This is a genomic window from Sphingomonas sp. SRS2 (assembly GCF_000971055.1).
Taxonomy (GTDB): Bacteria; Pseudomonadota; Alphaproteobacteria; order Sphingomonadales; family Sphingomonadaceae; genus Rhizorhabdus.
On sequence record NZ_LARW01000115.1, the window covers coordinates 1 to 24,842 of the forward strand.

Annotated in this window: 20 protein-coding genes, 1 tRNA gene and 2 pseudogenes; 17 read left to right on the forward strand and 6 right to left on the reverse strand. The window is 62.3% G+C overall.

The genetic code is table 11. The features are described 5' to 3' along the window. The 8 genes from WP12_RS25960 to WP12_RS18550 form a co-directional block, all read left to right on the forward strand. Positions 1–235, forward strand: a 235-nt coding sequence (locus WP12_RS25960; protein ID WP_235399204.1) for a hypothetical protein, incomplete at its 5' end; no start/stop codon positions are given. A 9-nt stretch (positions 236–244) separates the two neighbouring features. Further along, a complete protein-coding gene (locus WP12_RS18520) occupies positions 245–2,194 on the forward strand; it encodes a flavin-containing monooxygenase (protein ID WP_052730496.1) in 1,950 nt (649 codons plus the stop codon). Positions 2,195–2,284: 90 nt separating this feature from the next. After that, positions 2,285–3,724: an MFS transporter gene (locus WP12_RS18525; RefSeq protein WP_046195178.1), complete on the forward strand. Its 1,440-nt coding sequence runs from the start codon at positions 2,285–2,287 to the stop codon at positions 3,722–3,724. Between the two features lie 385 nt (positions 3,725–4,109). Continuing rightward, complete coding sequence (locus tag WP12_RS18530) at positions 4,110–5,048, forward strand: NAD(P)-dependent oxidoreductase (RefSeq protein WP_084691232.1); 939 nt, start codon at positions 4,110–4,112, stop codon at positions 5,046–5,048. A 77-nt stretch (positions 5,049–5,125) separates the two neighbouring features. Then, a complete protein-coding gene (locus WP12_RS18535; RefSeq protein ID WP_046195179.1) occupies positions 5,126–6,346 on the forward strand; it encodes a cytochrome P450 in 1,221 nt (406 codons plus the stop codon). A 67-nt stretch (positions 6,347–6,413) separates the two neighbouring features. Then, the gene (locus WP12_RS24325; RefSeq protein ID WP_046195180.1) at positions 6,414–6,866 is read left to right on the forward strand and encodes a carboxymuconolactone decarboxylase family protein; all 453 of its coding nucleotides are present in this window, start codon (positions 6,414–6,416) and stop codon (positions 6,864–6,866) included. Positions 6,867–6,951: 85 nt separating this feature from the next. Continuing rightward, positions 6,952–8,433, forward strand: coding sequence for an MFS transporter (locus WP12_RS18545; RefSeq protein WP_046195181.1), 1,482 nt, complete (start codon positions 6,952–6,954; stop codon positions 8,431–8,433). 127 nt (positions 8,434–8,560) lie between these two features. Continuing rightward, on the forward strand, positions 8,561–10,831 hold the full coding sequence (locus WP12_RS18550; RefSeq protein ID WP_084691234.1) for a TonB-dependent receptor: 2,271 nt from the start codon (positions 8,561–8,563) through the stop codon (positions 10,829–10,831). 172 nt (positions 10,832–11,003) lie between these two features. Here the strand turns inward: WP12_RS18550 and WP12_RS18555 are convergent, their stop codons facing one another. Continuing rightward, the gene (locus WP12_RS18555) at positions 11,004–11,771 is read right to left on the reverse strand and encodes a FadR/GntR family transcriptional regulator (protein ID WP_046195183.1); all 768 of its coding nucleotides are present in this window, start codon (positions 11,769–11,771) and stop codon (positions 11,004–11,006) included. A 296-nt stretch (positions 11,772–12,067) separates the two neighbouring features. On the opposite strand from WP12_RS18555, the gene WP12_RS18560 reads away from it, so the two are divergent. From WP12_RS18560 to WP12_RS18580, 5 genes are read left to right on the forward strand one after another with little or no spacing between them, the layout of a single operon-like run. Continuing rightward, on the forward strand, positions 12,068–13,195 hold the full coding sequence (locus WP12_RS18560; protein WP_046195184.1) for an acyl-CoA dehydrogenase family protein: 1,128 nt from the start codon (positions 12,068–12,070) through the stop codon (positions 13,193–13,195). A gap of 15 nt (positions 13,196–13,210) precedes the next feature. After that, positions 13,211–14,413 (forward strand): acyl-CoA dehydrogenase family protein, encoded by a 1,203-nt coding sequence (locus WP12_RS18565; protein WP_046195185.1) that lies wholly within the window; start codon positions 13,211–13,213, stop codon positions 14,411–14,413. Positions 14,414–14,423: 10 nt separating this feature from the next. Continuing rightward, complete coding sequence (locus WP12_RS18570; RefSeq protein ID WP_046195186.1) at positions 14,424–15,953, forward strand: class I adenylate-forming enzyme family protein; 1,530 nt, start codon at positions 14,424–14,426, stop codon at positions 15,951–15,953. 2 nt (positions 15,954–15,955) lie between these two features. Further along, positions 15,956–16,969, forward strand: a complete 1,014-nt coding sequence (locus WP12_RS18575) for an alpha/beta fold hydrolase (protein WP_084691235.1) — start codon at positions 15,956–15,958, stop codon at positions 16,967–16,969. Continuing rightward, a complete protein-coding gene (locus WP12_RS18580; RefSeq protein ID WP_200894555.1) occupies positions 16,966–18,240 on the forward strand; it encodes an FAS1-like dehydratase domain-containing protein in 1,275 nt (424 codons plus the stop codon). The genes WP12_RS18575 and WP12_RS18580 overlap by 4 nt, the downstream gene beginning before the upstream one ends. 273 nt (positions 18,241–18,513) lie before the next feature. On the opposite strand, the pseudogene WP12_RS18585 reads toward WP12_RS18580, so the two are convergent. Next, positions 18,514–18,855: pseudogene (locus tag WP12_RS18585) on the reverse strand (integrase core domain-containing protein); the annotation flags it as partial. A 146-nt stretch (positions 18,856–19,001) separates the two neighbouring features. On the opposite strand from WP12_RS18585, the pseudogene WP12_RS18590 reads away from it, so the two are divergent. Continuing rightward, positions 19,002–19,172 (forward strand): annotated as a pseudogene (locus WP12_RS18590) (IS110 family transposase); the annotation flags it as partial. Between the two features lie 195 nt (positions 19,173–19,367). Here WP12_RS18590 and WP12_RS18595 read toward each other — a convergent pair. Next, complete coding sequence (locus WP12_RS18595; protein ID WP_084691236.1) at positions 19,368–19,625, reverse strand: hypothetical protein; 258 nt, start codon at positions 19,623–19,625, stop codon at positions 19,368–19,370. Positions 19,626–19,841: 216 nt separating this feature from the next. On the opposite strand from WP12_RS18595, the gene WP12_RS18600 reads away from it, so the two are divergent. Genes WP12_RS18600 through WP12_RS18610 form a run of 3 tightly spaced genes read left to right on the forward strand, consistent with a single transcriptional unit; the run spans position 19,842 to position 22,505 of the window. Further along, on the forward strand, positions 19,842–20,360 hold the full coding sequence (locus WP12_RS18600) for a DUF3489 domain-containing protein (protein WP_046195190.1): 519 nt from the start codon (positions 19,842–19,844) through the stop codon (positions 20,358–20,360). A 1-nt stretch (position 20,361) separates the two neighbouring features. After that, entirely contained in the window at positions 20,362–20,802 is a 441-nt protein-coding gene (locus WP12_RS18605; RefSeq protein ID WP_046195191.1) for a DUF2924 domain-containing protein, read from the forward strand. Then, entirely contained in the window at positions 20,799–22,505 is a 1,707-nt protein-coding gene (locus WP12_RS18610; protein WP_046195192.1) for a recombinase family protein, read from the forward strand. Before WP12_RS18605 ends, WP12_RS18610 begins: the two co-directional genes overlap by 4 nt. A 256-nt stretch (positions 22,506–22,761) precedes the next feature. Here WP12_RS18610 and WP12_RS18615 read toward each other — a convergent pair. The 3 genes from WP12_RS18615 to moaA form a co-directional block, all read right to left on the reverse strand. After that, positions 22,762–22,836 (reverse strand) — tRNA-Asn (locus tag WP12_RS18615). A 121-nt stretch (positions 22,837–22,957) separates the two neighbouring features. Beyond that, positions 22,958–23,731, reverse strand: a complete 774-nt coding sequence (locus WP12_RS18620; RefSeq protein WP_046195193.1) for an NAD kinase — start codon at positions 23,729–23,731, stop codon at positions 22,958–22,960. After that, positions 23,728–24,753: a GTP 3',8-cyclase MoaA gene (moaA, locus tag WP12_RS18625; RefSeq protein WP_046195194.1), complete on the reverse strand. Its 1,026-nt coding sequence runs from the start codon at positions 24,751–24,753 to the stop codon at positions 23,728–23,730. The genes WP12_RS18620 and moaA overlap by 4 nt, the downstream gene beginning before the upstream one ends. Positions 24,754–24,842 lie beyond the last annotated feature (89 nt).

Genomic DNA, 24,842 nt, shown 5'->3' on the forward strand with positions numbered 1-24,842 from the left:
CTACAATACTTTTCAAGAATTTTGTCAAAATGAAAAATTAATAGAGCATAGCACGCCTGAATATGTTGACATGCTATCGTTGGGCTTCATAAATTGGTACCGGACTATGGCTTCTGCTTTTGCAAGTGAATGGTGCGCAGCTGTTCTGATGCCCTTCGATCGCAGCTGGCGGAGCTATGTTGATGTGAGATGGAACGGCCCCAGTACATCCGTCATAAATAAACATTCGAATTAGGAGATTCTGATGACTGAAGCAGGAGCGCTCAAGGCGACCGACTATCCCGATCTTCCCCGGGATGACCTGGTCGAAGAGGCTTTGAGAAGGGCGCATCTTCCTTCGCTGCTGATGAGCATAATTCACATCACCGGCGACATGAGCGTTATGGACAGGTTCCCCATCAAGCCGCGTGCCTGGATCGTGGACGATCAGCAGCCCTTCTTCAGCGAGGAGCAGACTGCCGAGATATTCGACCTGGCGCGCAGCGTTTTCGCGACCTATTTTGAAAATGGTCATTTGAAGCCTTTGGCTTCGGCGCCGTCGCAACAGGATCTGCGGCGGATGATGAATTATGTCGCCGGCGCTGATCTGCCCGAGCAATATGTGCCGTTCCTTCACGCCCGGCTGGGTGTCGAGGCACCCGACCCCACCGAGAAATGGGCATCGGAAGCGCTGCGCAAGCGCGGGAGCGATCTCCATGTCGCCATCATCGGTGCCGGAATGTCCGGGGCGCAGATGAGCCTGCGGCTCAGCCAGATGGGGATCGACTACACGATCATCGATCGCAATCCCGATGTGGGCGGCACATGGCTGCAGAATACCTATCCCGGATGCCGCATCGATTCATCGAACCAGCTATATTCGATTTCGATGGCGCCGAGGACCGACTGGACTTCTTATTTTCCGGAGCGTCCGGACATTTTCAAATATGTTTCGGACGTCTACGACAAATATGACCTGCGCAGCCATGTCCGGTTCGGCACGACCGTGACCGAGCTCGAGTTTCTCGAGGACAAGTCGCAATGGCTGGTGCGGACGATCGACGCGGACGGTCACGAGAACTCGCTCATCGCTGACGTGGTGGTCACTGCGGTGGGGCACCTCAGCAGGCCGAAATTTCCCGATGTCCCTGGTTCCGAAAAGTTCAAGGGTCCGCAATTCCATTCGGCGCTCTGGCGGCATGACATCGACCTGTCGGACAAGCGCGTTGCCGTGATCGGCTCGGGCGCCAGCGCACTGCAATTCGGCCCCCGTGTCGCGCCCGATACCCGGGAGATGCTGATTTTCCAGCGCACCGCGCCCTGGCTCGTTCCCACGCCGACCTATCATCTCGAAGTGCCCCAGGGCGAAATGTGGCTGGTGGAGAATGTTCCCCATTATGCCGACTGGTACCGTTTCTGGCTGTTCTGGTCGGTCGCCGACGGCGTGTACGACATGGCGAAGGTCGATCCGCACTGGAATGGCACGCCTTTGTCGGTCAGTGCCTCAAACCAGGTTCTGCGCGAGCAATTGACGGATTATATCGCCAGTCAGTGCGGCGGCGATCAGGAACTGCTCGAGAAGTGCACGCCCAATTATCCGCCCTGCGGCAAACGCTTCATTCGCGACAACGGCTCGTGGATCAAGATGCTGCAGCGGGACAATGTCAGCCTGATCGCCGAAGGTATCCGCGAGATCACCGAGGAAGGCGTCATCACCGAGAGCGGCGCGCTCTGGCCAGCCGACGTGATCGTCTATGGAACCGGCTATAGCGGCAGCAAGTTCTTCGAGGACATCAAGATAACCGGAAAGAACGGTGTCGAGATCCAGGAAAAATGGCAGGGCGATCCCGGTGCCTATCTGGGAATAGCTATCGCCGGCTATCCGAACCTGTTCTGCATGTATGGCCCCAATACCGGCAACGTCACCAATGGCAGCATCATCTTTAACTTCGAGTGCCAGTCCGCATACATCATGCAGTGCCTGAAAATGCTTGCCGAGACCGGTAAAAGCCAGATCGACGTGAAGGACAAAGTCTACGAAGACTATATGGTGGAGATGGACGAAGGTAACAGGAAGATGGCCTGGGGCAGCCCCTATGTCGATAGCTGGTACAAGAATGACAAGGGGCGAACCACCGCCAACTGGCCGCACCTGGCGATCGATTATTGGGTCAGGACATTCACCCCCAATGAAGATGACTTCATACTTTCCTGACAAGTTGGTGCGGAGGGCCTGTCGTCCGGCATTTCGGGCACTGGCTTGAGGTGGCGATTGTGCTGGCCCCTGGAACTGAAGATCTGATGGATGTCTAGACCGGCAATCGCGTTCCCGCAGCTTCTGGCCGTCCTCGTCATCGGCGAACTGGTATGTTCGCTGGAGACGAACATGATCTTCGTCGCGTTGGCCGAAGTCTACCGCCAGACGGGCGACCCCGCACGGGCCGCCTGGCTGGTGACGGCCTTTTCGCTGACGGCCGCCGGCTCCGCAGCGATAGCTGGGCGCTTCGGAGACCTGTACGGGCGGCGCCGGATGCTGCTCATCATGCTGGGTGTCGCGCTCATCGGGTCGGCGCTCAGCGCGGTCGCCGACAGTCTCTACCTGGTCATCCTCGGCCGGGCCTTGCAGGGCGTATCGATAGCCACCTTGCCTTTGTCGTTCGGAATCCTGCGTGAACATGCCCGCCCCGAGCAACTGGGTTTCGGGGTGGGTTTCCTGGGCGGCACCTACACCTTCAGCACTGGCCTTGGCTCGCTGGTGGGCGGACTGGTCATCGATCATTATCATTGGCAAAGCATTTTCGCGGTCAGCGCGGTGCTCGCGGGGGTGGCTTTCCTGCTCGCGCTGCTGATCCTGCCACCATCGCCCGGGCGGCCCGCGCGGTCGGGCCGTATCGACGTGCTGGGGGGCGTCCTGTTCGCGCCGGCGGTTGCAATGCTGCTGCTGTCGCTGACCTTCTTTCGACACATGGCATGGACGGATCCGCTGGTATGGGGGCCGTTGCTCGGCGGAGTCGTCACGCTGGGCGTCTGGGTCTGGCTCGAACTGCATGTCGAGACGCCGCTGATCGATGTCCGCCAGCTCGGAACGCGTGATATCGGACTGGCAAACCTCGCCACCTTCGTCATCGGCATAGGACCGATGATGATCAGCCTGGTGAACATACCGTTGCTGCAACAGGCCAGATGGTCGGGCGCCGGCTTTGGGCTCGAAGCGTCGCTGGTCGGGGCGATCTGGTTCCTGCTCTGCATCGTCGGGGGCTGCGCGGCGATTTTTGGAGGCTATCTGTCCGGGCGTTTTGGCGCCCGGACCGTGGTGCTTGGCGCGTGCCTGGCGCTTGCGCTGGGATGGGGAACGATGTTCGCCGGATATCGAAGCGCGCCGGTCGTCATCGGTGTTTCCGTTTTTCTTATAAATCCGGGTATCGCGCTTCTGTTCGCGATCATGCCGGCGATCATCATCGAAGCGTCGCCCGACGATCGTATCAGCGAGGCGACCGGGCTGACCCAGGCGGTTCGCTATGTCGGCGCAGCCGCCGGAAGCGTGATCGTTCCCTACCTGCTTTCGGCCCAGATGGTTTCTAGTCCGATACCGGGCGGGGGCAGCCTCCCAGGGGCTGCGGGCTATGAGCAAGTTTTTGTTTTGCTGACATTATTATCGCTCATCGCGGCGCTGCTGATCGCCATGCTACCGGGTCGCGCGCGCTCGGCCAGCCGGCACCCGTCCTCCTCGGTTCAGCGGCACTGACCGCGGGGATGAGACAAGCCATCCGGCGGCAGGGTGCGTGCACAAGGGTGTTTACCTCGCGCTGCGCGACGGTGTCGATCGTTGTTTCCAGAGTTTTGCCAGCGTGTATTGTGGCAGAGATCGATAATTATTAGAAAATGACTTATTCGTAATTGGAATATTACCATTATTTAAATAGAGCCTAAATAAATATGCGGTTGACACGAAAAAATCGTCTAATTAAGTTTCAGGTTTATTGAGGGTGATGCTTCAATGTGGGGCGCTGCCCCTTCATGGCGCGGCACCCTTTGAGACGATGTAGTCGAGCAAACTCGACAAGTTCGCAAAAGCTCATGGCCGCGCGCGATCGTCTGACGCGCATCTCTGGCCGGAGTGGGGAGAGATTATGCTGCGCGCGGGAGTAGTCGGACTGGGGCAAATCGGCGGGGGAGTCGCGATCAGTCTCGCGCGCTCCGGCCTGCTGTCGGCGGTCTATGATATTCGCCCGGATGTCGCGGCGAACCTCGACGGGGTGCCGGCAAATGCATCTACGCTGGCGGACGTGGCGCGCAATTGCGATGTGGTCATCATCGCGGTTTACGACGCCGCTCAGGCGCGGACGGTGCTCCAGGGCCCCGAGGGGTTGCTGGCGGCGGCGCGGCCGGATCTCAAGCTCGTCCTGCTCAGCACGATCGAGCACGACAAATTCCTCGACCTTCGCGCACTCACCCTGGAACATGGTGTCGAACTGCTCGACTGCGGCGTGACCGGGGGGAATCTGGCGGCGGTCAATGGGCTCGTCGCGCTGATCGGAGGCACCGACGAGGCCGTCGCTGCGGTGCGGCCGGTGGTCGAGGGTTTTGCGAAGAAGATGTACCATATGGGCCCGCCGGGCGCAGGGCTGGCGGCCAAGATCGCCCGGAACATCGTCGTCTATGTCACCTGGCTCGCCGAACATGAGGCGATGGCCGTGGCAAAGCGCGCGGGCGTCGACGTGATGAAGCTGGCGGATGCGATCGATGCCAGTGCCGATGGCGTGGGGCCATCCTGCCGATGGGTCCGGCGCGATCCGAAATATGCTTCGGAGCCCTATCCCGAAGGCGGGCGGCATTATCTGGCGTCGGTTCTCGAAAAGGATCTGAAGGCGGCGACCGAGCTGGGTGCCGGATCCGGATTGCTGCTGCCCGGCGTCGCGCTGACGAGGGTGATGGGACGGGAGATCGTCGGTCTGGGGAACAATATTCCCGACCGGGGAGCTTCGGTGCCTTCTGCCGATCAACGCGGGGGCAGCGTGAGCCAGAATGCGGATGGCAGCCTGCGGAAAAACCTCCGTTCGATGTCATAGAAATCTTCGCGGAGAGTGCGGAATGGCCGCCCGAGCAGGCCACCCTCTCCGCGAGAACGAGTTTTGGAGATTATGTAATGGTTTCAGCTGCCGTCATCGAAATTCCCGGCCATGTGCCCCCGGACCGCATCGTCGATATCCCGTTCTGGGATCGCCGGCTGACCGACGTCAATCCGTTCGACAGCCTGGTGTCCGAAGCCAGCCACGGGCCCAATATCGGCTATGCGCGCAATTTCTTTCCGATCTCGGAGCGCGGGGCGTGGGTGCCGCGCCGCGGCAGGCATCTCCGTGAGATCTATGCGGATATCGAGCATTTTTCGAAGAACAACGCATCGGCCTATGCCAGGATCATCGGCGAGGACTGGCTGATGATCCCGACCGAGCTCGACCATCCCGTTCATGCGGATTTCAGGGCGAGCCTCAATCCCACATTCTCGCCGGCGAAAATGGCATCGCTGGACGGCTGGGTGCGCGAGCGTGCGAGGGAATTGATCGCGAAGTTCAAGGATGACGGGGAGTGCGAGTTCATATCGCAGTTCGCGACCCTCTTTCCGGTTTCGATTTTCCTCACATTGTTCGGCTTGCCGCAGGATGAGGTCGACCAGTTCCTCGAGTGGGAGCGGGTCTTCATGCGCGGCACCGACATGGAGCACCGCAAGAACACGGTGCGCGCCGTGAAAGCGCGGTTGATGGAGGAAATCCACGATCGGATCCGCAACCCGAAGGACGACATGATCAGCAACGCGCTCGGCCTCAAGGTCGGCGGCCGCAACTGGACGGTCGATGAAGTCTTCGGCCACTGCTTCAATCTCTTTCTCGGCGGGCTGGATACCGTCACTGCGAATCTGGGCTGGCACTTCCTTCATCTGGCCAACAACCCCGAAGATCAGGCGCGTCTGCGGGAAAATCCCCGCGATGCCATTGTCGCGATCGAGGAGCTTCTGAGATCCTACGCGGCCGTCACGACCGCGCGGAAATGTGTGAAGCGCTATGAAATCGACGGGATCGTTATTGAGCCAGGCGATTTTGTCGCGATGTCGACGACGATCGTCGGAAGGGATGCGGAGCAGTTCGCCGATCCGGATGTGGTCGATTTCGATCGCAAGGCGACCCACCTGACCTTCGGTTTCGGCATGCACCGGTGCATCGGCCAGCATCTGGCCCGCCGTGAATTGCAGCTTGGCATGCAGGAAGTGCTCGCTGCGATCCCGCAATTTCGGTTGAAGGAGAATAGCGAGCTGCGTTTTCAGACCGGCACCATCGTTCATGTCGACACGCTTCATCTCGCGTGGAATTGACCGGAACCCGTTGGATCGAGATGCGGTAACATGCACGATTTGACCGAACTCGATGGGATCACTGTACATGCCAAATCCTGAATCAGATGCAGCTGTCGCCCGCGGCCTGGAAGTGGTTGGAAAAGTCTATGGCCCCGATGTGCGCGATGCCGCCGCGGGAAGGCTGTCCAACCCCCAGACCCGTGAAACCATAGCCCATCTCATGGGAGAGATATGGACGCGTCCGCAGCTCTCGGTACGCGACCGGCGAATGTTGATCCTGGGGCTGTCAGCCACATTGTCCGATGCCGATACGATCCGGATCATCATCACCGGCGCGATCCTGAACAATGAACTCACCGAGGAGGAACTCGACGAGATCCCCCTGTTCCTGAGCTTTTACGCGGGGTGGGGGAAGGCCGGCGCACTCAACCGCGGGATCGCGGAAGCACGCGAGGCCACTGCGGATCTGCGGCGTGAACGGGCGCAGGCCGCCGCCGCGAAGGATTCCGGCCAGCATGAATCAGGAACGTCCGAATGACCGCGTCGGGCATCTCCGGCTGTGATGCGCCGCTCGCCGCTGATGCCCGGTCGTCCGGGCGCGCGCCGATGAAGTTGATCGCGACATGTTGAAAAACCTCATCGACATGCTCCGTGGCGATGTCGCCGCCGGACCCGGACGCCGTTACCCGATCTGGGCGGTGCTGGTTGCGCTGCTGCTGGCCGAAATCACCGGCGCCTATGAGACGGCGATGATCTTCTCGGCGATCGGCGATCTGGTCGAGACGTTCGGAAGCCCGATCTCGGTGGGTTGGCTCATCACCATCTATCTGCTCGTCGGCGCCGGTACGGCGGCGGTGATCGGCCGCCTGGGCGATATCTACGGCCGCCGGTTCGTCATGCTGATCCTGCTTGCGATCGGCGTGCTGGGTTCGGTGATCAGCGCGTCGACGAGCATCTTCGCGGTGGTTCTGCTCGGCCGGGCTCTGCAGGGGCTCACGGGCGCGATCCTGCCGCTGTGCATCGGCCTGATCTGGGAGAATATGAGCCGGGAAAAGGCGCCCAGCGGGATCGGCCTGATGATCGCCGGCAACTCCGCCGGATCCGCGATCGGTCTCATTTTCGGCGGGCTGATCGTCGATCATTATTCCTGGCGGGGCATATTCGTCGCCAGCGCGGTGTTCGCGGCATTCTCGTTCGTCGCGGTGCTGGCCTGTGTGCCGCGGTCGCCGACGCGCTTTTCCGCCTACCGCATCGATTGGCTGAGTGTCTGCCTGCTGATGCCAAGCATCATGGCGCTGCTGCTGGTGATCAGCAACGGCAGCGCCTGGGGCTGGCTCGATCCGAAGACCATCTGCATGGCGATCCTGTCGATCCTGGCGTTCGTCTGGCTCATCCGCCACAGCCTGCATACGCCCGATCCGTTGATCGACGTCCGGCTGTTCGCCGATCGCCGGGTATTGATCGCCAATCTCGTCACCGCGCTGACCGCGCTCGGCGCCTCGCAGGCCGGGCTCGTTTTCCTGCTGCTGCTGCAGGCGCCGTTGTGGACCGGGGTGGGACTGGGCATGAGTGCCACGGCCGCCGGCATGGTCAAACTTCCGTCCAATCTCATCGGGATCGTGGCGGGCCCATGGACCGGGCAGATGATCCGCCGTTTCGGGCATCGCTGGGTGATGGTGCTCGGCGGCGTACTGATGACGCTGGGGTGGCTCCTGATCATAGCGTTCCACAGTTCGGTCATTGCCGTCGTGTCCACGCTTTGCCTGATCACGCTGGGGACGATCGTCGTTCTCGCCGTGGTGCCCAACGTGATCGCGACGGCGGCGCCCGATGAGCGGACCAGCGAGGCGACCTCGGTGACGATGACGCTGCGCCAGACATTCTATGGAATGGGTGCGCAGATCATCGCTGTCGTGCTCGCGAGCGATACGATCAAATCCGCCACTGGCGGGGCCGGCTATCCGACGGAAAGGGCCTTTGTGATCGCGATGGTGCTGGTGTCGGGCGTGTGCCTGACCGCGACCATGGCTGCGTTGTTTCTGCCCGGCCGGCCGACGAAATCCGCGAAGCTTCATCCGGTCTCCGGGGTTGGAGCGACGGGTTAGACATAGCTGGCGGGCCAGGCACCCGCTGGAATTACCGCAGACGCGGAAGCGATATCGGGGTCGGAAATGACGATTTCGGTAAAGGGTAGAGTATTGTCTGTAATAAACTTAAGTTGGGAGGGATAAAATGAAAGTATTATCGCATATTGGAGTGTCATTATTTGCGCTGGCCGCGATGGGCGCCGCAGGTGCCGCCCAGGCGCAGTCGCAGACCGCCGCGGATCAGGCGGAGGCTTCGGGCGACGGCGGCGGTCTCGCCGAGATTGTCGTCACCGCGCGGCGCGTCGCTGAAAATCTTCAGGAGGTGCCGGTTGCCGTGACGGTGTTCTCGGCCAAGCAACTCGAACAGCGCGGCGCCGCCGAGGTGCGCGATCTCGCGCGGATTTCGCCTGGTCTCGAGCTGCGTGAAGGGACCGGCAGCGCGACTGCCGTCACTTTCCAGATGCGCGGCCAGCTGCAGTCCGACGCATCGGCACCGGCCGATCCATCGGTAGGATTTTATGTGGACGGGTTTTATTGGTCGCGATCCTATGGGCTCGGCGGTACCAATATTCTCGACCTGCAGAATGTTCAGGTGCTCAAGGGTCCGCAGGGCACGCTGTTCGGCCGGAATACGTCGGGCGGCGCGATCGTCTTCCAGAGCAACGACCCGGATCCAAGCCGCTTTTCCGGGACGCTCACGGCAAGCTATGCGCGGTTCGACAAGGCGGTGGGCAGGGCGATCCTTAACATTCCGATCGTCGACGACCGGATCGCGCTTCGCGCCGCTGTCCAGCGGATACATGGTGGCGGCTACACCAAGGATCTGGTCAGCGGCAAACGCTATGACGACCGCGATAACTGGGTGGCGCGGGCCAAGCTCCTGTTCAACGTGTCGGACCGGTTCAACATTCTGCTGTCGGCCGAGCACTTCTGGAACGACAATAAGGCGCCGAGCCGCAGATTGGCGTTCGCTTATCCCGGCGGCGGTTTCATCAACACCGCCGGCGTAGCGGCGACGAATGCCTATCTGGCGAGCATCGCCGGAAATTTCTACTCGCTGTCGAACGACTATAGCCCGACGGAAAGCACGCGGACCAGAACCTATGTCGGAACCGCGACCTATGAAACTTCCTACGGAGCGGTCAAACTCATCGCCGGATACCGCAAGGTAAAGAACAACCAGTTCACCGACCTCGATGGATCACCATTCGAGGTGTCCAATTCGAACAATATCAAGAATCTGAAGGAAAGCTCAGTCGAGCTTCAGACCACCGGATCGGTGCTCGACGGCGATCTGACCTTTGCTGCCGGCGCACTATATTTTGCGGAATCCGGCCTCGATCTTTCGATCACCCAGAACCTGCCGCGCACGAGCCCGAACAACACGGTCAACGACGGGAGCATCAAGAACCGGTCATGGGGCGTCTATTCGCAGGCAAGCTACAAGATCCTGAGCGATCTGACCTTGACTGGGGGCATCCGCTATTCCCACGATAAAAAGGGAGTGGAGATCCATAACCGTGTGCAGAATCGTAACACGGGGGTGATTGCGTGCCAGATCGCGGCGCTCGCAGCGCCGAACTGCTATGCAGAGAAGACCGTCAAGTTCAGCGATATATCCTACACGGTTTCGCTGGACTATAAGCCGACCGAGGACGCGTTGCTCTATGCCAAGCGGACCAGGGGATATCGGGCCGGCGGACTCAACTTCCGTCCGACCCGGCTTGAATTCTTCCTCCCTTATGATCCCGAAATCGTCATCGAGCATGAGGCCGGTTTCAAGAGCGAGTTCTTCGACCGGCGCCTGAGGTTCAACGCCGCAGGCTATTATAGCCGGGTCGCCAATCTCCAGCGCAACAGCATCATCGTCACGCCGTTCGGCGCATCGGCGTTGATCCGTAGCGCCGGCAAGACACGGATATACGGTTTCGAAGCCGAGCTTTCGGCGCGTCTGTTCGATGGTTTCGAGCTGAACTTCAACGGTTCGATCACCAAGCCGAAATATCTGATCTATGCCGATGGTACCGGGACCGATCGCCGGCAGGAGCGCTTTGAATCGGTGCCTGAAAAGGCGTTCTCGATCACCGGCACCTACACGCGCCCGCTCGATATCGGCAAACTGGTATTGAGCGGGGGCTATAACTGGACGGCGACGACGGCGCTGCTGCCGAACAACAACCCGGCCGACCCGTTCAACGCGATCATCCTGGCGCTTTCGACGCGCCCGGCCCGGGGCCTGCTCGACGCCCGGATCGGCCTGACCGTGCTGGATGACTCGCTCGAACTGTCGGTGTTCGGTACCAATCTGACGAACGAGAAGGTACCGGGCGAAGCATTCCTCTTCGCGGGCAGCTTCATCAACCGGTCCTTTGCCGAGCCGCGTACCTATGGAGTCTCGGCGACCTATAAGTTCTAGGCCTGATTGCCGTCGGTGGAGGTGCGACACTTCCGCCGGCGGCGTCAATCAGACCTCGGGCGCCGACAGCCTGGAATAAGGCAGCGTGCCGGGGTCGAGGGAGGCATGTGGCCCGTCATCGTCCGCATGAAGCGATCCGGGGAGAAGGCCAGCCCCGTTTTTGCGACGGACCTCAGTCGAGGACGTCGAGGCCGCGCGGACCGAACTCCCGGAGCCAATATGAACTCACCTCCCGCATATGAGCTTCCCAATGTTCGTGGGCGCCATTGCCGTCGCCAGCCGCGATCAAATCGACGAGCTTGAGGTGCGAGCGGAAACCCCTGCGGGTCCGGCGAAGCTGCACGGCGGGATCCTCCTCCCGCTGTTGCTGGCGGTGAACAAGCCGCAAATGCCGCTCGGTGATCGACTGGAGCGACGCTGCAAGGAGCGATAATGTATGATTGCCCGACTGCTCGACGAGAAGGCGGTGGAACTCCGATACCGCGCCGGCGATCTGGGCCCGGTCGTGCATGACATCGAACTCTTTCTCCACATGCTGTCGAAGCACGGCGGCCGCCGCCGTCGATCGGGTTTCGGCGGCAAGGCGGGCCGAAGGCGGTTCTATGATGACCCGTGCCTGATACACATCCTCGAGCGTCGATCCGCGCGACTGCAAGGTCATTCCCACCGACCGGGCGACGAGCTCGGCGTTCGGCAGGCTCACCCGCGCGCCGCCGCGCGCGCCGCGCGAGACCTCGACAAGCCCTTCCGATTCGAGGATGCGGATCGCCTCTCGCAATGTTGGTCTGGAAACCGCGAACTGCGCTATGAGATTGGCTTCGTTCGACAGGACGTCGCCGTCCGCGAGCTCGCCGCGCACGATTGCGTTGCGTATCTGCGCCGCGACCATTTCCGCCGCCTTTCTCACCCGGACCGGGCGCATCGAATCAGCGGCGTTCATATGGGCCCTTCTTTGAGCACCCCGTCATAATGTTCGTCAGCCATTTGTGAGACAGCCAAGAGATCAGCGGTGGCATCCACCCATTTCCGCTCTCATCGAGAGCCATGGTTGTCAGGGCGGATTGCCTGCTTGCCGGGGAGGCGTCAAGTCCGTTCTGCCGACCTTTTCGAGGCGTGGCCTCCGCCCGAGCCGGGTGCTCCGTCCCCCTGTCGTGACGTCCGATGAAGCGTCTTGCCAAAATTCTCCACCCCTCTTAAGAGTGTAATAAGTTATATGATTAGGCCATCAGTTCACCGATGAATTTCGACCTTTCCGATGAGCAGCTGATGGTCTGTGAGCAGGCGAGGCGCCTGTTCGCCGACCATGCCTCTCCTGCCCATCTTCGCAGGCTGCTGAACGCCGGCGAAGGCTGGAGCGAGCCGCTTTGGCGGCAGCTCTCCAGCCTTGGCTTTCTCGGCACTGCGTTGCCCGAGGAGTTTGGCGGACTCGGCATGACGCCGCTCGATTTCGCGATGATCGTCCAGGAGGCGGGGCGCACGGTGGCGCCGATCCCGCTGTTCACATCGCTCTGCCTGGCGGCGGAGGCGATCGCGCTGGCCGGAACCATCGAGCAGAAGGCCGAATATCTGCCGCAGCTCGCTTCGGGTGCCGCGATCGCGACATTCGGCCATGTCGAACGGGAGGGGGCGGTCCTGTCCGCCGATATTGCTGCGCGGGTCTCGCGCGAAAGCATCAGCGGAACCAAGTTTCCAGTGCCCTATGCCGATATCGCGACCTTCGCGGTCGTGACCGCCCGGGACGCGGACGGCGAGCTCCAGCTTGGCATCGTGGAGATGGCGCAGATCGGGGTCGATGTGGCTGCCGCCCGCGGCATCGACGAACTCGAACGGCATTTTCGGGTCGATCTTTCCGATGCCCGGTTCACGCCGCTGGCGCAGGGGGCCGCCGCGGAAGCGGCGCTTCGCACGCTATATGACCGAGCGGCCATATATGCGGCCTTTGCCCAGATCGGCGGCGCGGAAGCGTGCCTCGACATGGCCCGCGACTATGCCGTCGAACGGCGGGCGTTCGGCCGGCCGATCGGATCCTTCCAGGCGATCAGCCACCGGCTGGTCGAGATATTGAGCCTGTTGGAGATCGCCCGTTCCAATGCATGGTTCGCGGCATGGGCGCTGGCGAACGCGCCCGCCGAAGTCGGCCGGGCCGCGGCCGTTGCGCGCATCTCCGCGACGGATGCCTATGAGCGGGCAGCGCGCGAGAATCTGCATATTCACGGCGGCGCCGGCTACACATGGGAAGCCGACTGCCACTTCTACTACCGGCGCACCCGGCTCGAGGCCGTGCGCCTGGGACATGCCGGCGAGTGGGCTGATCGGCTGGTCGGACTGCTCGGCGAGAGTCTCGATGATGCCATCCAGGCTTGAAATTGGGAGATAGGCTTGGACTTTCTCGACACCCCCGATGAAGCGATTTTCCGCGAGCAGGCCAGGAGCTGGCTGGCGGAATGCGCCGCCGAATACAGGAATCCGCCGAGCGAACCCTATTCCGAAGAGGAGTTTGTCGGCCGCGCGCGGCGATGGCTGAAATGCAAGAGCGAGGCGCGCTATTCCGCGATCCTCTGGCCGGAGGCGGTGGGCGGGCGAGGCGGCACGCCGATCCAGCAGGTCATCTTCGAAAGCGAAGAGGGGCGCTATTATGTGCCCAATGGTCCGATATCGAATCTCGGCATCCGGCTCGCCGGACCCACGCTGCTCCAATATGGCAATCCCGACCAGATCGAGCGTCTGGTACGCCCCACGCTGCAGGGCGACATCCTCTGGGGCCAGCTCTTCTCCGAGCCGGCGGGCGGCTCCGACCTCGCCGCGCTGCAGACCCGCGCGGTTCGCGATGGAAGCAACTGGATCGTCAACGGACAGAAGATATGGTCGAGCTGGGCGCATCATGCGGATTGGGCCATCCTGCTCGCACGGACCGATCCGAAACAGCCGAAGCATAAGGGGCTCACCTTCTTCCTGCTCGACATGAAGTCCCCGGGGATCGAGCTCAGGCCTATCCGGCAGATCTCCGGAAAGTCGGATTTCAACGAGACGTTCCTCACCGACGTGGTCATCCCCGACAGCAACCGGCTGGGCGCGGTGAATGCCGGCTGGGACGTGGCGATGTTCACGCTGACCAACGAGCGCCTCGGCGGGGCCGCCGCGGATACCGGGGTCGATTCGCGTACGATCTACCGTATCGCCCGGGCGGCGGGTTTGCTCGACAATGCTGGCGTGCGCGAGCGCATCGCCCATTGGTTCGCCATCGAACAGGGCCTGAAGAACCTGCGATATCGTGTGCTGACGAAGGTTTCGAAAGGCGAAGGCGCGGGCCCCATGGCGGCGCTGTCGAAGTTGGTGACCTACCGTAAGCTTCAGGAGCTTTCGGCCTATGCGATGGACCTGAAAGGCTATTCGGGCAGTTTCGGGGACGGTGACGCCTCCGCCGAGGATGCGGTCTTCGAAGCCTATATCTGGTCGGCCGCGATGCGTCTCGCAGGCGGGTCGGACGAGATACTGAGCAATCAGCTGGCGGAACGGCTGCTGGGCCTTCCCCGGGAAGCCCGAAGCGACAAGGGCGTGCCGTTCGATCAACTTACCCGATGAGACGCAGGCTATGAAGAAGATCGCTGAAGTCCTCGCGCAGGTGATGGAACTCGACCCCATGGCGCGGGCCGTCGAATATGCCCCCGACCAATGGTGGACGTTCGGGGATCTCGCGTCGCTGGTGAGCGGTCTCATCACCTGCTTCGCAGACGCGCAGCTCCCCGAAGGGGCTGCGGTCGGCGTGATTTTCCGCAATCGGCCCCAGCAGCTGGGCGCTCTGCTGGCCTGTACGATCGATGGCAAATGCGCTGTCGCGTTGAACCCGCTTCTTTCGATCGAAGCACTCCATGCCGACATCCGCGAGCGCCGGCCCGCGATGCTGATCGGCGAGGAATCGGACCTGGCGGCGAGCGGCCTCGCCGAGCTTGCCCATGAGATTGGATCGGCGCTGGTGCAGCTGCCGGGCGGGCACGGCAAGGCGGCGGCGGTCACCGGTCTGGAGAAGCCGCGCATGGGCGATCTCGAAACCCGCCCAGGGGTGCTGATCGAGATGCTGACCAGCGGAACCACCGGCCCGCCCAAGCGGGTGCCGTTGATGGCGCGCAGCTTCGACATGAGCTTCGATGCGGCGGCCTCGACCCTCGAAGGGCGGAATGGGGACGAGGGGGCGAGGCTGCGCACCGGGGTCCGGATCCTCACGGCTCCGCTCAGCCACATCAGCGGGATTTCCGCGGCGCTGATGACGCTTGCAGCCGGCCGCAAGCTGGCGCTGATGGAAAAGTTCGAGGTTGCAGCATTTGTCGCGGCGATCGTTCGTCTCCGCCCGAAGCTCGTCAACGCACCGCCTGCCGCGCTTCGCATGATGCTCGACGCGAAGATCGATCCCGCGTCGTTATCGAGCGTGAAGGCCATCCGGACCGGCACCGCTCCGCTCGATCCGGTGATCGCCGATGAGTTCCTTGCCCGGTACGACATCCCCGTCCTGCAGACCTATGGCGCGACCGAATTCGCCGGAGCGGTCGCGGGGTGGGCGCTCGGTGATTTTCGCGACCATTGGGCCGCGAAACGGGGAAGTGTCGGCCGGCTCATGTCGGGTGTCGGCGCGCGGATCGTCGACGGCGAAACCGGCGCCGAGGTTGCCAGCGGAGGCGAAGGTGTCCTCGAGCTGACGGGTGCGCAGCTTGGTCCCGGTAATTGGGTACGGACCACTGACCGGGCGATGATCGATGAGGATGGCTTCCTGTTCATCCGCGGCCGGACCGACGGCGCTATCATCAGAGGGGGCTTCAAGATTCATGCGGAGGATGTGGTGAGGGCGATTGAATCGCATCCTTCGGTCCGTGAAGCGGCGATCGTGGGCCTGGCCGATCGGCGGCTGGGGGAAGTGCCGGTCTGCGTGTTCATTCCCGTCGCCGGGGCGGTGCCACCCAAAGCTGACGAGCTGCGCGCCTTCCTTCGCGAACGGCTGCTGCCCTACCAGATTCCGGTGGAGTTTCTGATGGTGGATGAACTTCCCCGCACACCTTCGATGAAACCCAGCCTGCCGGACGTTCTGACGCTGTTTCAGCGCGGAAGCGTGACGGCGGGGACAGTCGGCTAGCCATGGCCGCTATCCGGGAGGAGCAGCACCAGCGCGGCGTGTCGTCAGAGTCTGCCGTGGCAGACCGGCCGGCTGGGCGCGATCGTGCGCCGCTTGCTCATTTGCGCGGGCGCGCCGTCGAAGGCCCCGCCTGGTTCAAGCGTGCGATCGCATGTGCTCCCGCGCGCGACATGCTCGACCGTGATGGCGGGAAGATCGAGATGCTGAGCTGGGGCGAGACGGGCCGCCCCGGACTGCTGTTCATGCATGGGAATATCGCGACCGCGGATATCTGGCGGATCATCGCTCCATTTTTTCGCGAGACACATCGGGCCGTCGCCTTTTCGTGGCCCGGTCTGGGCCGATCGGCATGGCGGCCCCGCTATTCCACCAGCGAACTGGCCGCTGACGCGGTGGCCGTCGCACATGCGTCAGGCCTGCTGGACGGCCCTTCAAAGCCGGTGTTCGTCGCCCATTCGGCCGGCGCGGGGCCGGCGCTCGCCGCGGCTCACCAGCTCGGACCGGCGCTGGGCGGATTGATCCTAGCCGACGGGAGGGTGCGCCCGCCGGCGCCCGGCCAGCCGTTTCCGACGCGGCCGCACCGCATCTACGCGACCCTCGAAAACGCATTGGCGCACTTCCGCTTCGCGCCCGCGCAACCCTGTACCAATCTCTTCATCGCCGACCTGATCGCCCGGGCGGCGATCATGAAGGTCGATGGCGGATGGACTTGGCGCTTCGATCCCCGGCTGTATCGCAACTTCCCCAATGGGGATGCGTGGGATCTGCTGCCCGGGGTCGCCTGTCCGCTGGCGCTGATCGATGCCGAGCACTCGACGGTGACCGGCGGCGAAGACCGTGCCGCACGGTTGGAGCGGCTCCCGGCCGGGTCGGTGCGGGTGGTCATTCCTGAAACACACCACCACCTGATGGTCGATCAGCCAATCGCCTTTGTCAGCGTCCTGCGATCGATCATGGATCAATGGAAAGCCGATTTTTCGGGCGTCGAGTCGCCCCGGTACACGGAGAGAAGATGATGACGGATCCAGCGCAATCGGACGAATGGGATGCGGCAACAAGCTATCAGATTTCCGACGCGGACATCGAGCGCGCGAAGTTGCTGCTGGGTGTCGATACGGCCTCGGCGGAGCGTCAGCAGAACCAGACCGCGAGCTATGACAATATTTTTGGGTTCGTCCATGGCGTGGGAAACGACAATCCGCTGCACCGGGATCGCGATTATGCGCGATCCACGCGATGGGGCGATATCATCGCTCCCGGAATGATGGCGGGTATCCTGAACGCGCCGATGCGGGGTGACCCCATAGATTCCAGGATCAAAGAACAGACCCGCGGACTGTTTCGTGGCGTGCATGTCTTCGTTTCGGGCGGCAACTGGACCTGGTACCGGCCGATCTATGCCGGCGACACGATCTTCATGTTCAGCGGTGACGAAAGCCAGGAGGTGAAGCCGTCCGAATTTTCAGGCCGTTCGGTCATCCGCGTCCGTCGCGATGTGAAGATGAACCAGCGCGGAGAGGTGGTGGCGGTCTATCGCAGCCTTCGCGTGCTGACCGAAAGGAAGGCGGCCCGCACGCGGGGAAAATATAGCGGCATCGAGGCGGCAACCTACACGGCCGACCAGATTCGCGAGATTGATGAGATCTATGCCGCGGAAAAGGTGAGAGGGCGTGAGCCCCGTTTCTTCGAAGATGTGCAGGTCGGCGATCAGCTCGGCACGATGGCCAAGGGACCGCTTACCATTACCGACGTCGTGTTGTTTCATGCCGGCGGCTATGGCTATGCCCCTTACCAGCCGTCGGTGGGGCGGATGAGCTGGAAAAACAGGAAGCGCATTCCGGCCTTCTATGTGAACAACGAGCAGGGGATTCCCGATGTTGCGCAGCGGTTGCACTGGGATGAGAAATGGGCCCGGGCGATCGGTAATCCGATGGCCTATGACTATGGCCTGATGCGCGAAAACTACCTCTATCACTTTCACACCGATTGGTGTGGCGATGACGGCATTGTCGTTCATTTCGATGATAAGGTGCGCAAGTTCAATTATATCGGCGATACGCAGATCATAACCGGTGAAGTGGTAGCCAAGCGAACCGAAGAAGGACGTTGCCTGGTCGATGTCGTCACTCGGATGACCAACCAACGCGGTGAGGTTACGGTTGAGGCCACTGCGATAATTTGTTTGCCAAGCCGATCGTCGGGAAGCGCATTATATCCACCAGTGCCGGTAGGGCTTGAACGACGAGCGGTTGAACTAATGGCACGCCATTGGGAACTCCGCAGATAGGCTGATCCGACGGCGACGTCGCGTAGAGGTGGTGCCGGAAATTTGGACAGGATGTTAAGCTAATCCCGACCTGAGGAATGGACGGGAATGAAGACGACGGGGAAGGGGTATTCGCCGGAGTTCAAGGCGAAAGTGGCGCTGGAAGCGACGCCGCTGCGGTCCTATGCGGTTTGTTCTGACGTTCCGGTGGGGAGAAGGCGGCGAGACTCGAATGACGTTGCGACCCTCGCAGCCAAGATCATGGCGGTGACGGGCTCCCCGGATTGTTACCAGTCAGAGGTAGAGTCCGGCTCCTTCATGATGGTTGGTTGAGGTGATGGCAACGTATCTGGGGGCATGCCCCCAGATACGTTGGCCGGCGATCTCGGCGGGGGTGCGCCCGCCCAGTTTCGAGTGTGGCCTGACGTGGTTATAGTCATGCTGCCAGGCATCGAGTACGAAGCGGGCATGGGCCAGCGACGTGAACAGCGTCTCGTTGAGGCATTCGTCCCGCAGGCGGCCATTGAAGCTTTCGACGAAGCCGTTCTGCATCGGCTTGCCAGGGGCTATGTAGTGCCACTCGACCCGGCGCTCCTGCGACCAGCGCAGGATAGCCGACGAGGTCAGCTCGGTGCCGTAGCACATTGGGAAGCGCCGGTTCGGGAGCCGCGGTGGCCCTGATGAAGACAAGGCCGCGAAGCGGCCGCAGGCTTCATCAGGGCAAGCCATGGCCGACCAGCAGGTGTCTAAAGTGAAGTTGTCGAGACAACACTTTGGAGGCCGCCCGCACGCGCGAGGCGCTGCATAACGGCTGGGACAAGAACGACCCGAAGGACGCTCAGGTCATCCTGCACATGCTGCGGATTGGCGCGACGCAGCGCTATGTCGATCCGCTGGCGGCCGGGATCAACGATCTGCAGGAACTGTCGAAGACCCACGAGACGATCTCCAAGGTGTGAATAAGCGCTGAAGCGGGACCCCTGAGGTTGGTCAGGCTAACTTACTGAGAGAAATGGAAAATATTGACTGGTGCAGGGTCAGAATCGGCGCCGATCTTGACCCTGGCGAAGGAGGAATTTCGGCAATTATATCAATCGTTTGAACGAATTTCTGTGGGGGTCACGCTTCAATGCTGATTTTCAATCTTGTCAAATCTGCACGGAATTTGAGTCAGAGCCCCGTTTGCGCGCCGATTGACACGCTTGACGCAGTATCGCTGCGGCCGCCTCGGCCATCAGCTGAATATCACGCGCGCTCGTCTCGATACGCTCGGCTCGTGCAATCTGCTCACGTTCGTTCGCTTCTTTGGACTGCCCCTCCATCGCGTCGGCCGCAGCGTCTTCGAGCTTACTGGTGATCCGCGCGAATATACGAGTGACAAGCTCAGCGCGTTCTTCCTGGTCCATGGGCACCTCCGCCTCCACCAAGGCCGGAACCCGTCGCACAGTCCATATCCAGCATTTTGGGTCGCACAATTCGCTCGACTTCATTGCGATAGCAAGCATTGCTGTTCGTGTGAATCGCACCGGCTGAACGCGCCGGCGCAGGCTCCGACCGGGCGACCGGCGGGGCTCTGGGTGGTGGGACCGACAATAGGGTCGGCCCGGATAAGGACCACCCACATGACAAAACTCACCGATATCCAGCTCGTGCTGCTCACCAGCGCCTGCCAGCGTGAAGACGGCAGTTTACTACCTCCGCCCAAGAGTCTGGGGGCTCAGGCCGGGCGCATCCGCAAGGCGGTCGAAGCGCTTATCAAGAACGGGTTCGCGATTGAGCGCGAGGGTATGTCAGCGATGCAGGCCTGGCGCAGCGACGGCGATCTCACCATCGGCGTCGTGATCACCGACGCGGGTCGCGCGATCACCGATCCCCCCGTAGATGATGCGAACGGCGCCCCTGAGCCGGCGACCGATGCCAGGGTCGAACCGGTACCGGCTCGCCCGGCCAGCAAGCAGGCGCAGGTGATCGACCTGCTCAAGCGCGACAGCGGAGCGACGCTCACCGACATCGTCAAGCTGACGGGCTGGCTCCCCCACACCTCGCGGGCAGCCCTGACGGGGCTGCGCAAGAAGGGCCACCCGATCAGCAGCGAGAAGGTTGCGGGAATTACCCGCTACCAGATCGCGACGGCCGCCTGACATGGTAAGGCTTGACGACAAACTGGCTGCGCTGGCGACGATGTCGCCGGCGCAGCTGCGCGGAGAATGGCTGCAGACGTTCGGCAACGCCGCACCACCGCTCGGCCACCGGTTGCTGGCGCTCGCCATCGCCAGCCGCCTGCAGGAGAAAGCCAGGGGCGGCCTTTCCGCCAAGCTGGTCCGCGAGGTCGACACTCTCGTGCGGCAGGTGGGGCGGGGCGGGGAGATCAAAGCATCCGCATCGGCCACGCTTCGCCCCGGTACGCAGCTCGTCCGCGAGTGGCGCGGCAGCACGCACAGGGTGATGATCCTCGATGAGGCTTATCTCTACCGGGACGAGCGCTACGGCTCGCTCAGCGAGATCGCCCGCAAGATCACTGGCGCGCATTGGTCGGGCCCTCGCTTCTTCGGACTGACCAAGACTGCCGGAGCGGCGGCATGACCCGGGGCAGGGCGCCGGAGCCGCAGCGCCGGGAGAAGATTCGCTGCGCTATCTACACGCGCAAGTCGACCGAGGAGGGGCTCGACCAGGAGTTCAACAGCCTCGATGCCCAGCGCGAAGCCTGCGCGGCCTATATCATGAGCCAGCGTCACGAAGGCTGGACACTGGTTCCGGACTATTATGACGATGGCGGCTTCACCGGCGGCAATATGGACCGGCCGGGCCTCAAGCAGCTCCTCGCCGATGTTGAGACCGGGAAGGTGGATGTCATCGTCGTCTATAAGGTCGATCGCCTAACCCGGGCGCTGTCGGACTTCGCCAAGATCGTCGACGTGCTCGATGCCGCAGGCGCCAGCTTCGTCAGCATCACCCAGTCGTTTAATACGACCACCAGCATGGGGCGGCTCACGCTCAACGTGCTGCTGAGCTTCGCCCAGTTCGAACGCGAGGTGATCTCCGAGCGGGTCCGCGACAAGGTCGCGGCGTCGAAGCGCAAGGGCATGTGGATGGGCGGCAATTGCCCGCTCGGCTACGACATTCGCGATCGCAAACTCATCGTCAATGAAACCGAAGCCGAAACCGTCCGCTTCATGATGCGCCGCTATGTCGAGCTCGGAAGCGTCTACGATCTCGCCGCAGAGCTGCGGTCGAAAGGCATCACTTCCAAAATGCATCGCAACGAGGACGGAAAGACCTGGGGCGGCAAGACCATGATGCCCGGCGCGCTCTATCATATCCTCGGGAACGAGCTTTATCGAGGTATGGTCGTCCACAAGGGCGAAGCCCATCCCGGTGAGCATGAAGCGATCATCGACGATGCGCTGTGGACGGCGGTCCAGGAGAAGCTCGCCTCGAATCGGGTTGAGCGCCGTCATCAATCCAATGCCAATGAGGTCAGCTTGCTGGCGGGGATGATCCGAGATGGCGAAGGACGCAGGATGACGCCGAGCCATGCGAGCCGAGGCGATGTGCGTTACCGCTATTATAATTCGGTCGATGAAGGGGAGGGGCCGCATCCGCGACCGATTCGGATCGCTGCCCGGGATATCGAGAAAGCTGTAATCGAGAGCTTCGAGAGCCTCATCGCTGATCGAGCTGGGCTGACGATGCTCTATCCCCAGCACGACAGCGAGGGATATGAGACGGCGGATCTCATGCGTTCCGCGGGTTTGCTTCATCGGAGCATCCCTACAATGGCGCCATCGGATCAGCGGGCATTGTTACTGGAGCTGGAAGCGCGGGTGATCGTCCATGCCGATCGTGTCGAGGCGAAGATCGATCATGGATCGCTGGGTCGACGGCTGGGGATTGAGATGGTCGAATCGGATCACGATCCCATCGAGCTGAGCATCCCGACGCTGATGGTCCGTCGCGGCACCGACGTGAAGCTCACCATTCAGTTCGATGCATCCGCATGCTCATCGCGGCGCGATCCTAAGCTGGTCGAACTGATCGTGCAGGCACATCAGGCGAGACGCATGTTGGGGCTTGATGGCAAGCCGCCTACCATCGCGGACGACATGGAATATCAGGCGCGCAACCATCTCGCGCGGATCGCTCGCTTCGCTTTTTTGGCACCCGACATCACCACGGCGATCTTCGAAGGGTCGCAGCCGGCGGGTCTATCGGCCCGCAAGCTGATGCGAAGCTCGGACCTCCCGATGGACTGGAAACAGCAGCGAGCCATGCTCGGCTTCGGCTGAACTCCAGCACATGAGAGTCATAGGGCGGCGCCTCGGTGCCGCCCTTTTTCGTTCGTCCCCGCTGGAAGCCGCTGGCACATTCCCAGTGTCACTAAACAGGGCCTCAGAGACCTGGCCCTATTTCGCGCCATAGCCGTCGGCCAAAAGCGTCTCTGTCCGATCGCCCGCGAAATCGCGGACGCAAACCCACGGAAAGTGGGGCATTTTCTGCCAATATCGGAGGTGGCTCGAATGCCGCCATTAGCGGTCAGAAAAATGGCTCCCCGGGCCTGATTCGAACAGGCGACCATTCGATTAACAGTCGAACGCTCTACCGCTGAGCTACCGGGGAACACTTCTTCGCCTAAGGCGAGGCGCGCCTATAGCAGCGCCTTCTTGCGGGTTGCAAGCCTTTAGGAACAGTTGATGAGGATGGGGTTAACGTGGCTGCCGAAGCGCCTGTATTTCCGGGCTCAGGACGCGAATTGTTCCATCGTGATACGGTCGTCCAGCGCATGTTCGGGGTCGAACATCAGCGTCAGCGGGCTCGTCCGGTCGATGCTGACGCTGACATGCGCCACGTCGCGCACTTCGCGCTGGTCCGCGACGGCGCTCACCGGGCGCTTGACCGCGTCGAGCACCCGGAAGGAGATCGCATTCTTGTTGGGAAGGATCGCCCCGCGCCAGCGCCGCGGCCGGAAGGGGCTGATCGGGGTGAGCGCCAGCAGCGAGGATTCGAGCGGCAGGATGGGCCCCTGCGCCGATAGATTATAGGCGGTTGATCCTGCCGGGCTCGCCACCAGCACGCCGTCGCACACCAGTTCGGGCAGGACGACGCGCCCGTCGACCAGCACCTCGATCTTGGCGGTCTCGCGGGTTTCGCGGAGAAGCGATACCTCGTTGATTGCTGGCATCGTCAGCCGCTCGCCACCCACCGTCGTGGCGTCCATCCGCAGCGGCAGCACCGTGATCGCCTTGGCGTGCTGGATGCGGAGCTCGAGGAGGTCCGGCCGCCAGTCGTTCATCAGGAAACCGACCGTGCCGAGGTTCATCCCGAACACCGGCAATATTCGGTGCCGGTCGAGCATCCCGTGGAGCGTGCGCAGCATGAAGCCGTCGCCGCCCAGCGCCACGACCATGTCGGCTCGCTCGATCGGATGCCATTCATATAGTCCGCGTAGTTCGGTCGCGGCTTCCTGCGACGCGGGCGTTGGCGAGGCGACGAGCGCCATCCGCTTTTCGGTCATCCGCCGGTGACGCTCATATGGCGCGTAACGGTGGGGGCCGCCCCGGGCGTGTCGATGCGGAACGCGTGGCGCTCCGGCTTCATCCGCATCGCCCGATCGAGCAGCTGGTCGATGTCGCCCGGCCCGCCTTCGCGCAGCGCGCCGCGCAGGTCGAGCCGGTCGTCATGGCCAAGACACATGTAGATCTGGCCGGTCGCGGTCACGCGAACCCGGTTGCAGCCGTCGCAGAAATTATTGGTCATCGGCGTGATCAGGCCGAGCTTGGCGTCGAGTTCCTCGACCCGCACATAGCGCGCCGGCCCGCCGGTACGATAGTCGACCGGACTCAGCGTGAAACGCTGATCGAGATCGCGGCGGACGCCGTCGAGCGGCAGATAGCGATCGGTGCGGTCGTCCTCGATCTCGCCCAGCGGCATCGTTTCGATCAGGGTAAGATCATGTCCCTCGGCGGCGCACCAGCGCAGCATCGGCTCGATCTCGGCCTCGTTCAAATCCTTGAGCGCGACCATGTTGATCTTGATGGCAATCCCGGCGTCACGCGCCGCGGCGATGCCGTCCAGCACGGTGGCGAGGTCGCCGCCGCGCGTGATGAATCCGAAACGATCGGCGTCGAGGCTGTCGAGGCTGACGTTGATCCGCCGGACGCCGGCATCGGCCAGCGCGGCGGCATGGCCCCGCAACTGGCTGCCATTGGTGGTAATGGTGAGTTCGTCGAGGCCGTCGCCGATCCGGCGGCCGATCGCGCGAACCAGATCGTCGATACCCCGGCGCACCAGCGGCTCACCGCCGGTCAACCTGATCCGCCGGATCCCGCGTGCGATGAACGCGTCGGCCAGTGTCGCCAGTTCCTCGAGCGTCAATATCTCGCGCTTGGGCAGGAACTGCATACGTTCGGGCATGCAGTAGCGGCAGCGGAAGTCGCACCGGTCCGTTACCGACAGGCGCAGATAAGAGATGCGCCGGCCGAAGCTGTCGGCGAGGGGGTCGGTTCCTGTTGTCTGCTGCGGTTTCATAAGCGCCATGGAAATATCCTAGCAGGCCGCCCCCGCCAAGCATAGGAAGCAGTGCGGACCGCAAAGATCGCCATGTCGCGGCGGCGCTTTGCGATTGG

What these genes read in the sequence shown, in the direction of transcription:
- WP12_RS18610 (WP_046195192.1), top strand. Translation starts at nt 20,799, where the DNA reads ATGACCCGGGGCAGGGCGCCGGAGCCGCAGCGCCGGGAGAAGATTCGC.
- WP12_RS24325 (WP_046195180.1), top strand. Translation starts at nt 6,414, where the DNA reads ATGCCAAATCCTGAATCAGATGCAGCTGTCGCCCGCGGCCTGGAAGTG.
- WP12_RS18605 (WP_046195191.1), top strand. Translation starts at nt 20,362, where the DNA reads ATGGTAAGGCTTGACGACAAACTGGCTGCGCTGGCGACGATGTCGCCG.
- WP12_RS18575 (WP_084691235.1), top strand. Translation starts at nt 15,956, where the DNA reads ATGGCCGCTATCCGGGAGGAGCAGCACCAGCGCGGCGTGTCGTCAGAG.
- WP12_RS18555 (WP_046195183.1), bottom strand. Translation starts at nt 11,771, where the DNA reads ATGAACGCCGCTGATTCGATGCGCCCGGTCCGGGTGAGAAAGGCGGCG.
- WP12_RS18570 (WP_046195186.1), top strand. Translation starts at nt 14,424, where the DNA reads ATGAAGAAGATCGCTGAAGTCCTCGCGCAGGTGATGGAACTCGACCCC.
- WP12_RS18600 (WP_046195190.1), top strand. Translation starts at nt 19,842, where the DNA reads ATGACAAAACTCACCGATATCCAGCTCGTGCTGCTCACCAGCGCCTGC.
- WP12_RS18535 (WP_046195179.1), top strand. Translation starts at nt 5,126, where the DNA reads ATGGTTTCAGCTGCCGTCATCGAAATTCCCGGCCATGTGCCCCCGGAC.
- WP12_RS18525 (WP_046195178.1), top strand. Translation starts at nt 2,285, where the DNA reads ATGTCTAGACCGGCAATCGCGTTCCCGCAGCTTCTGGCCGTCCTCGTC.
- WP12_RS18595 (WP_084691236.1), bottom strand. Translation starts at nt 19,625, where the DNA reads ATGGACCAGGAAGAACGCGCTGAGCTTGTCACTCGTATATTCGCGCGG.
- WP12_RS18545 (WP_046195181.1), top strand. Translation starts at nt 6,952, where the DNA reads ATGTTGAAAAACCTCATCGACATGCTCCGTGGCGATGTCGCCGCCGGA.
- WP12_RS18520 (WP_052730496.1), top strand. Translation starts at nt 245, where the DNA reads ATGACTGAAGCAGGAGCGCTCAAGGCGACCGACTATCCCGATCTTCCC.
- WP12_RS18560 (WP_046195184.1), top strand. Translation starts at nt 12,068, where the DNA reads ATGAATTTCGACCTTTCCGATGAGCAGCTGATGGTCTGTGAGCAGGCG.
- moaA (WP_046195194.1), bottom strand. Translation starts at nt 24,753, where the DNA reads ATGGCGCTTATGAAACCGCAGCAGACAACAGGAACCGACCCCCTCGCC.
- WP12_RS18550 (WP_084691234.1), top strand. Translation starts at nt 8,561, where the DNA reads ATGAAAGTATTATCGCATATTGGAGTGTCATTATTTGCGCTGGCCGCG.
- WP12_RS18530 (WP_084691232.1), top strand. Translation starts at nt 4,110, where the DNA reads ATGCTGCGCGCGGGAGTAGTCGGACTGGGGCAAATCGGCGGGGGAGTC.
- WP12_RS18620 (WP_046195193.1), bottom strand. Translation starts at nt 23,731, where the DNA reads ATGACCGAAAAGCGGATGGCGCTCGTCGCCTCGCCAACGCCCGCGTCG.
- WP12_RS18580 (WP_200894555.1), top strand. Translation starts at nt 16,966, where the DNA reads ATGATGACGGATCCAGCGCAATCGGACGAATGGGATGCGGCAACAAGC.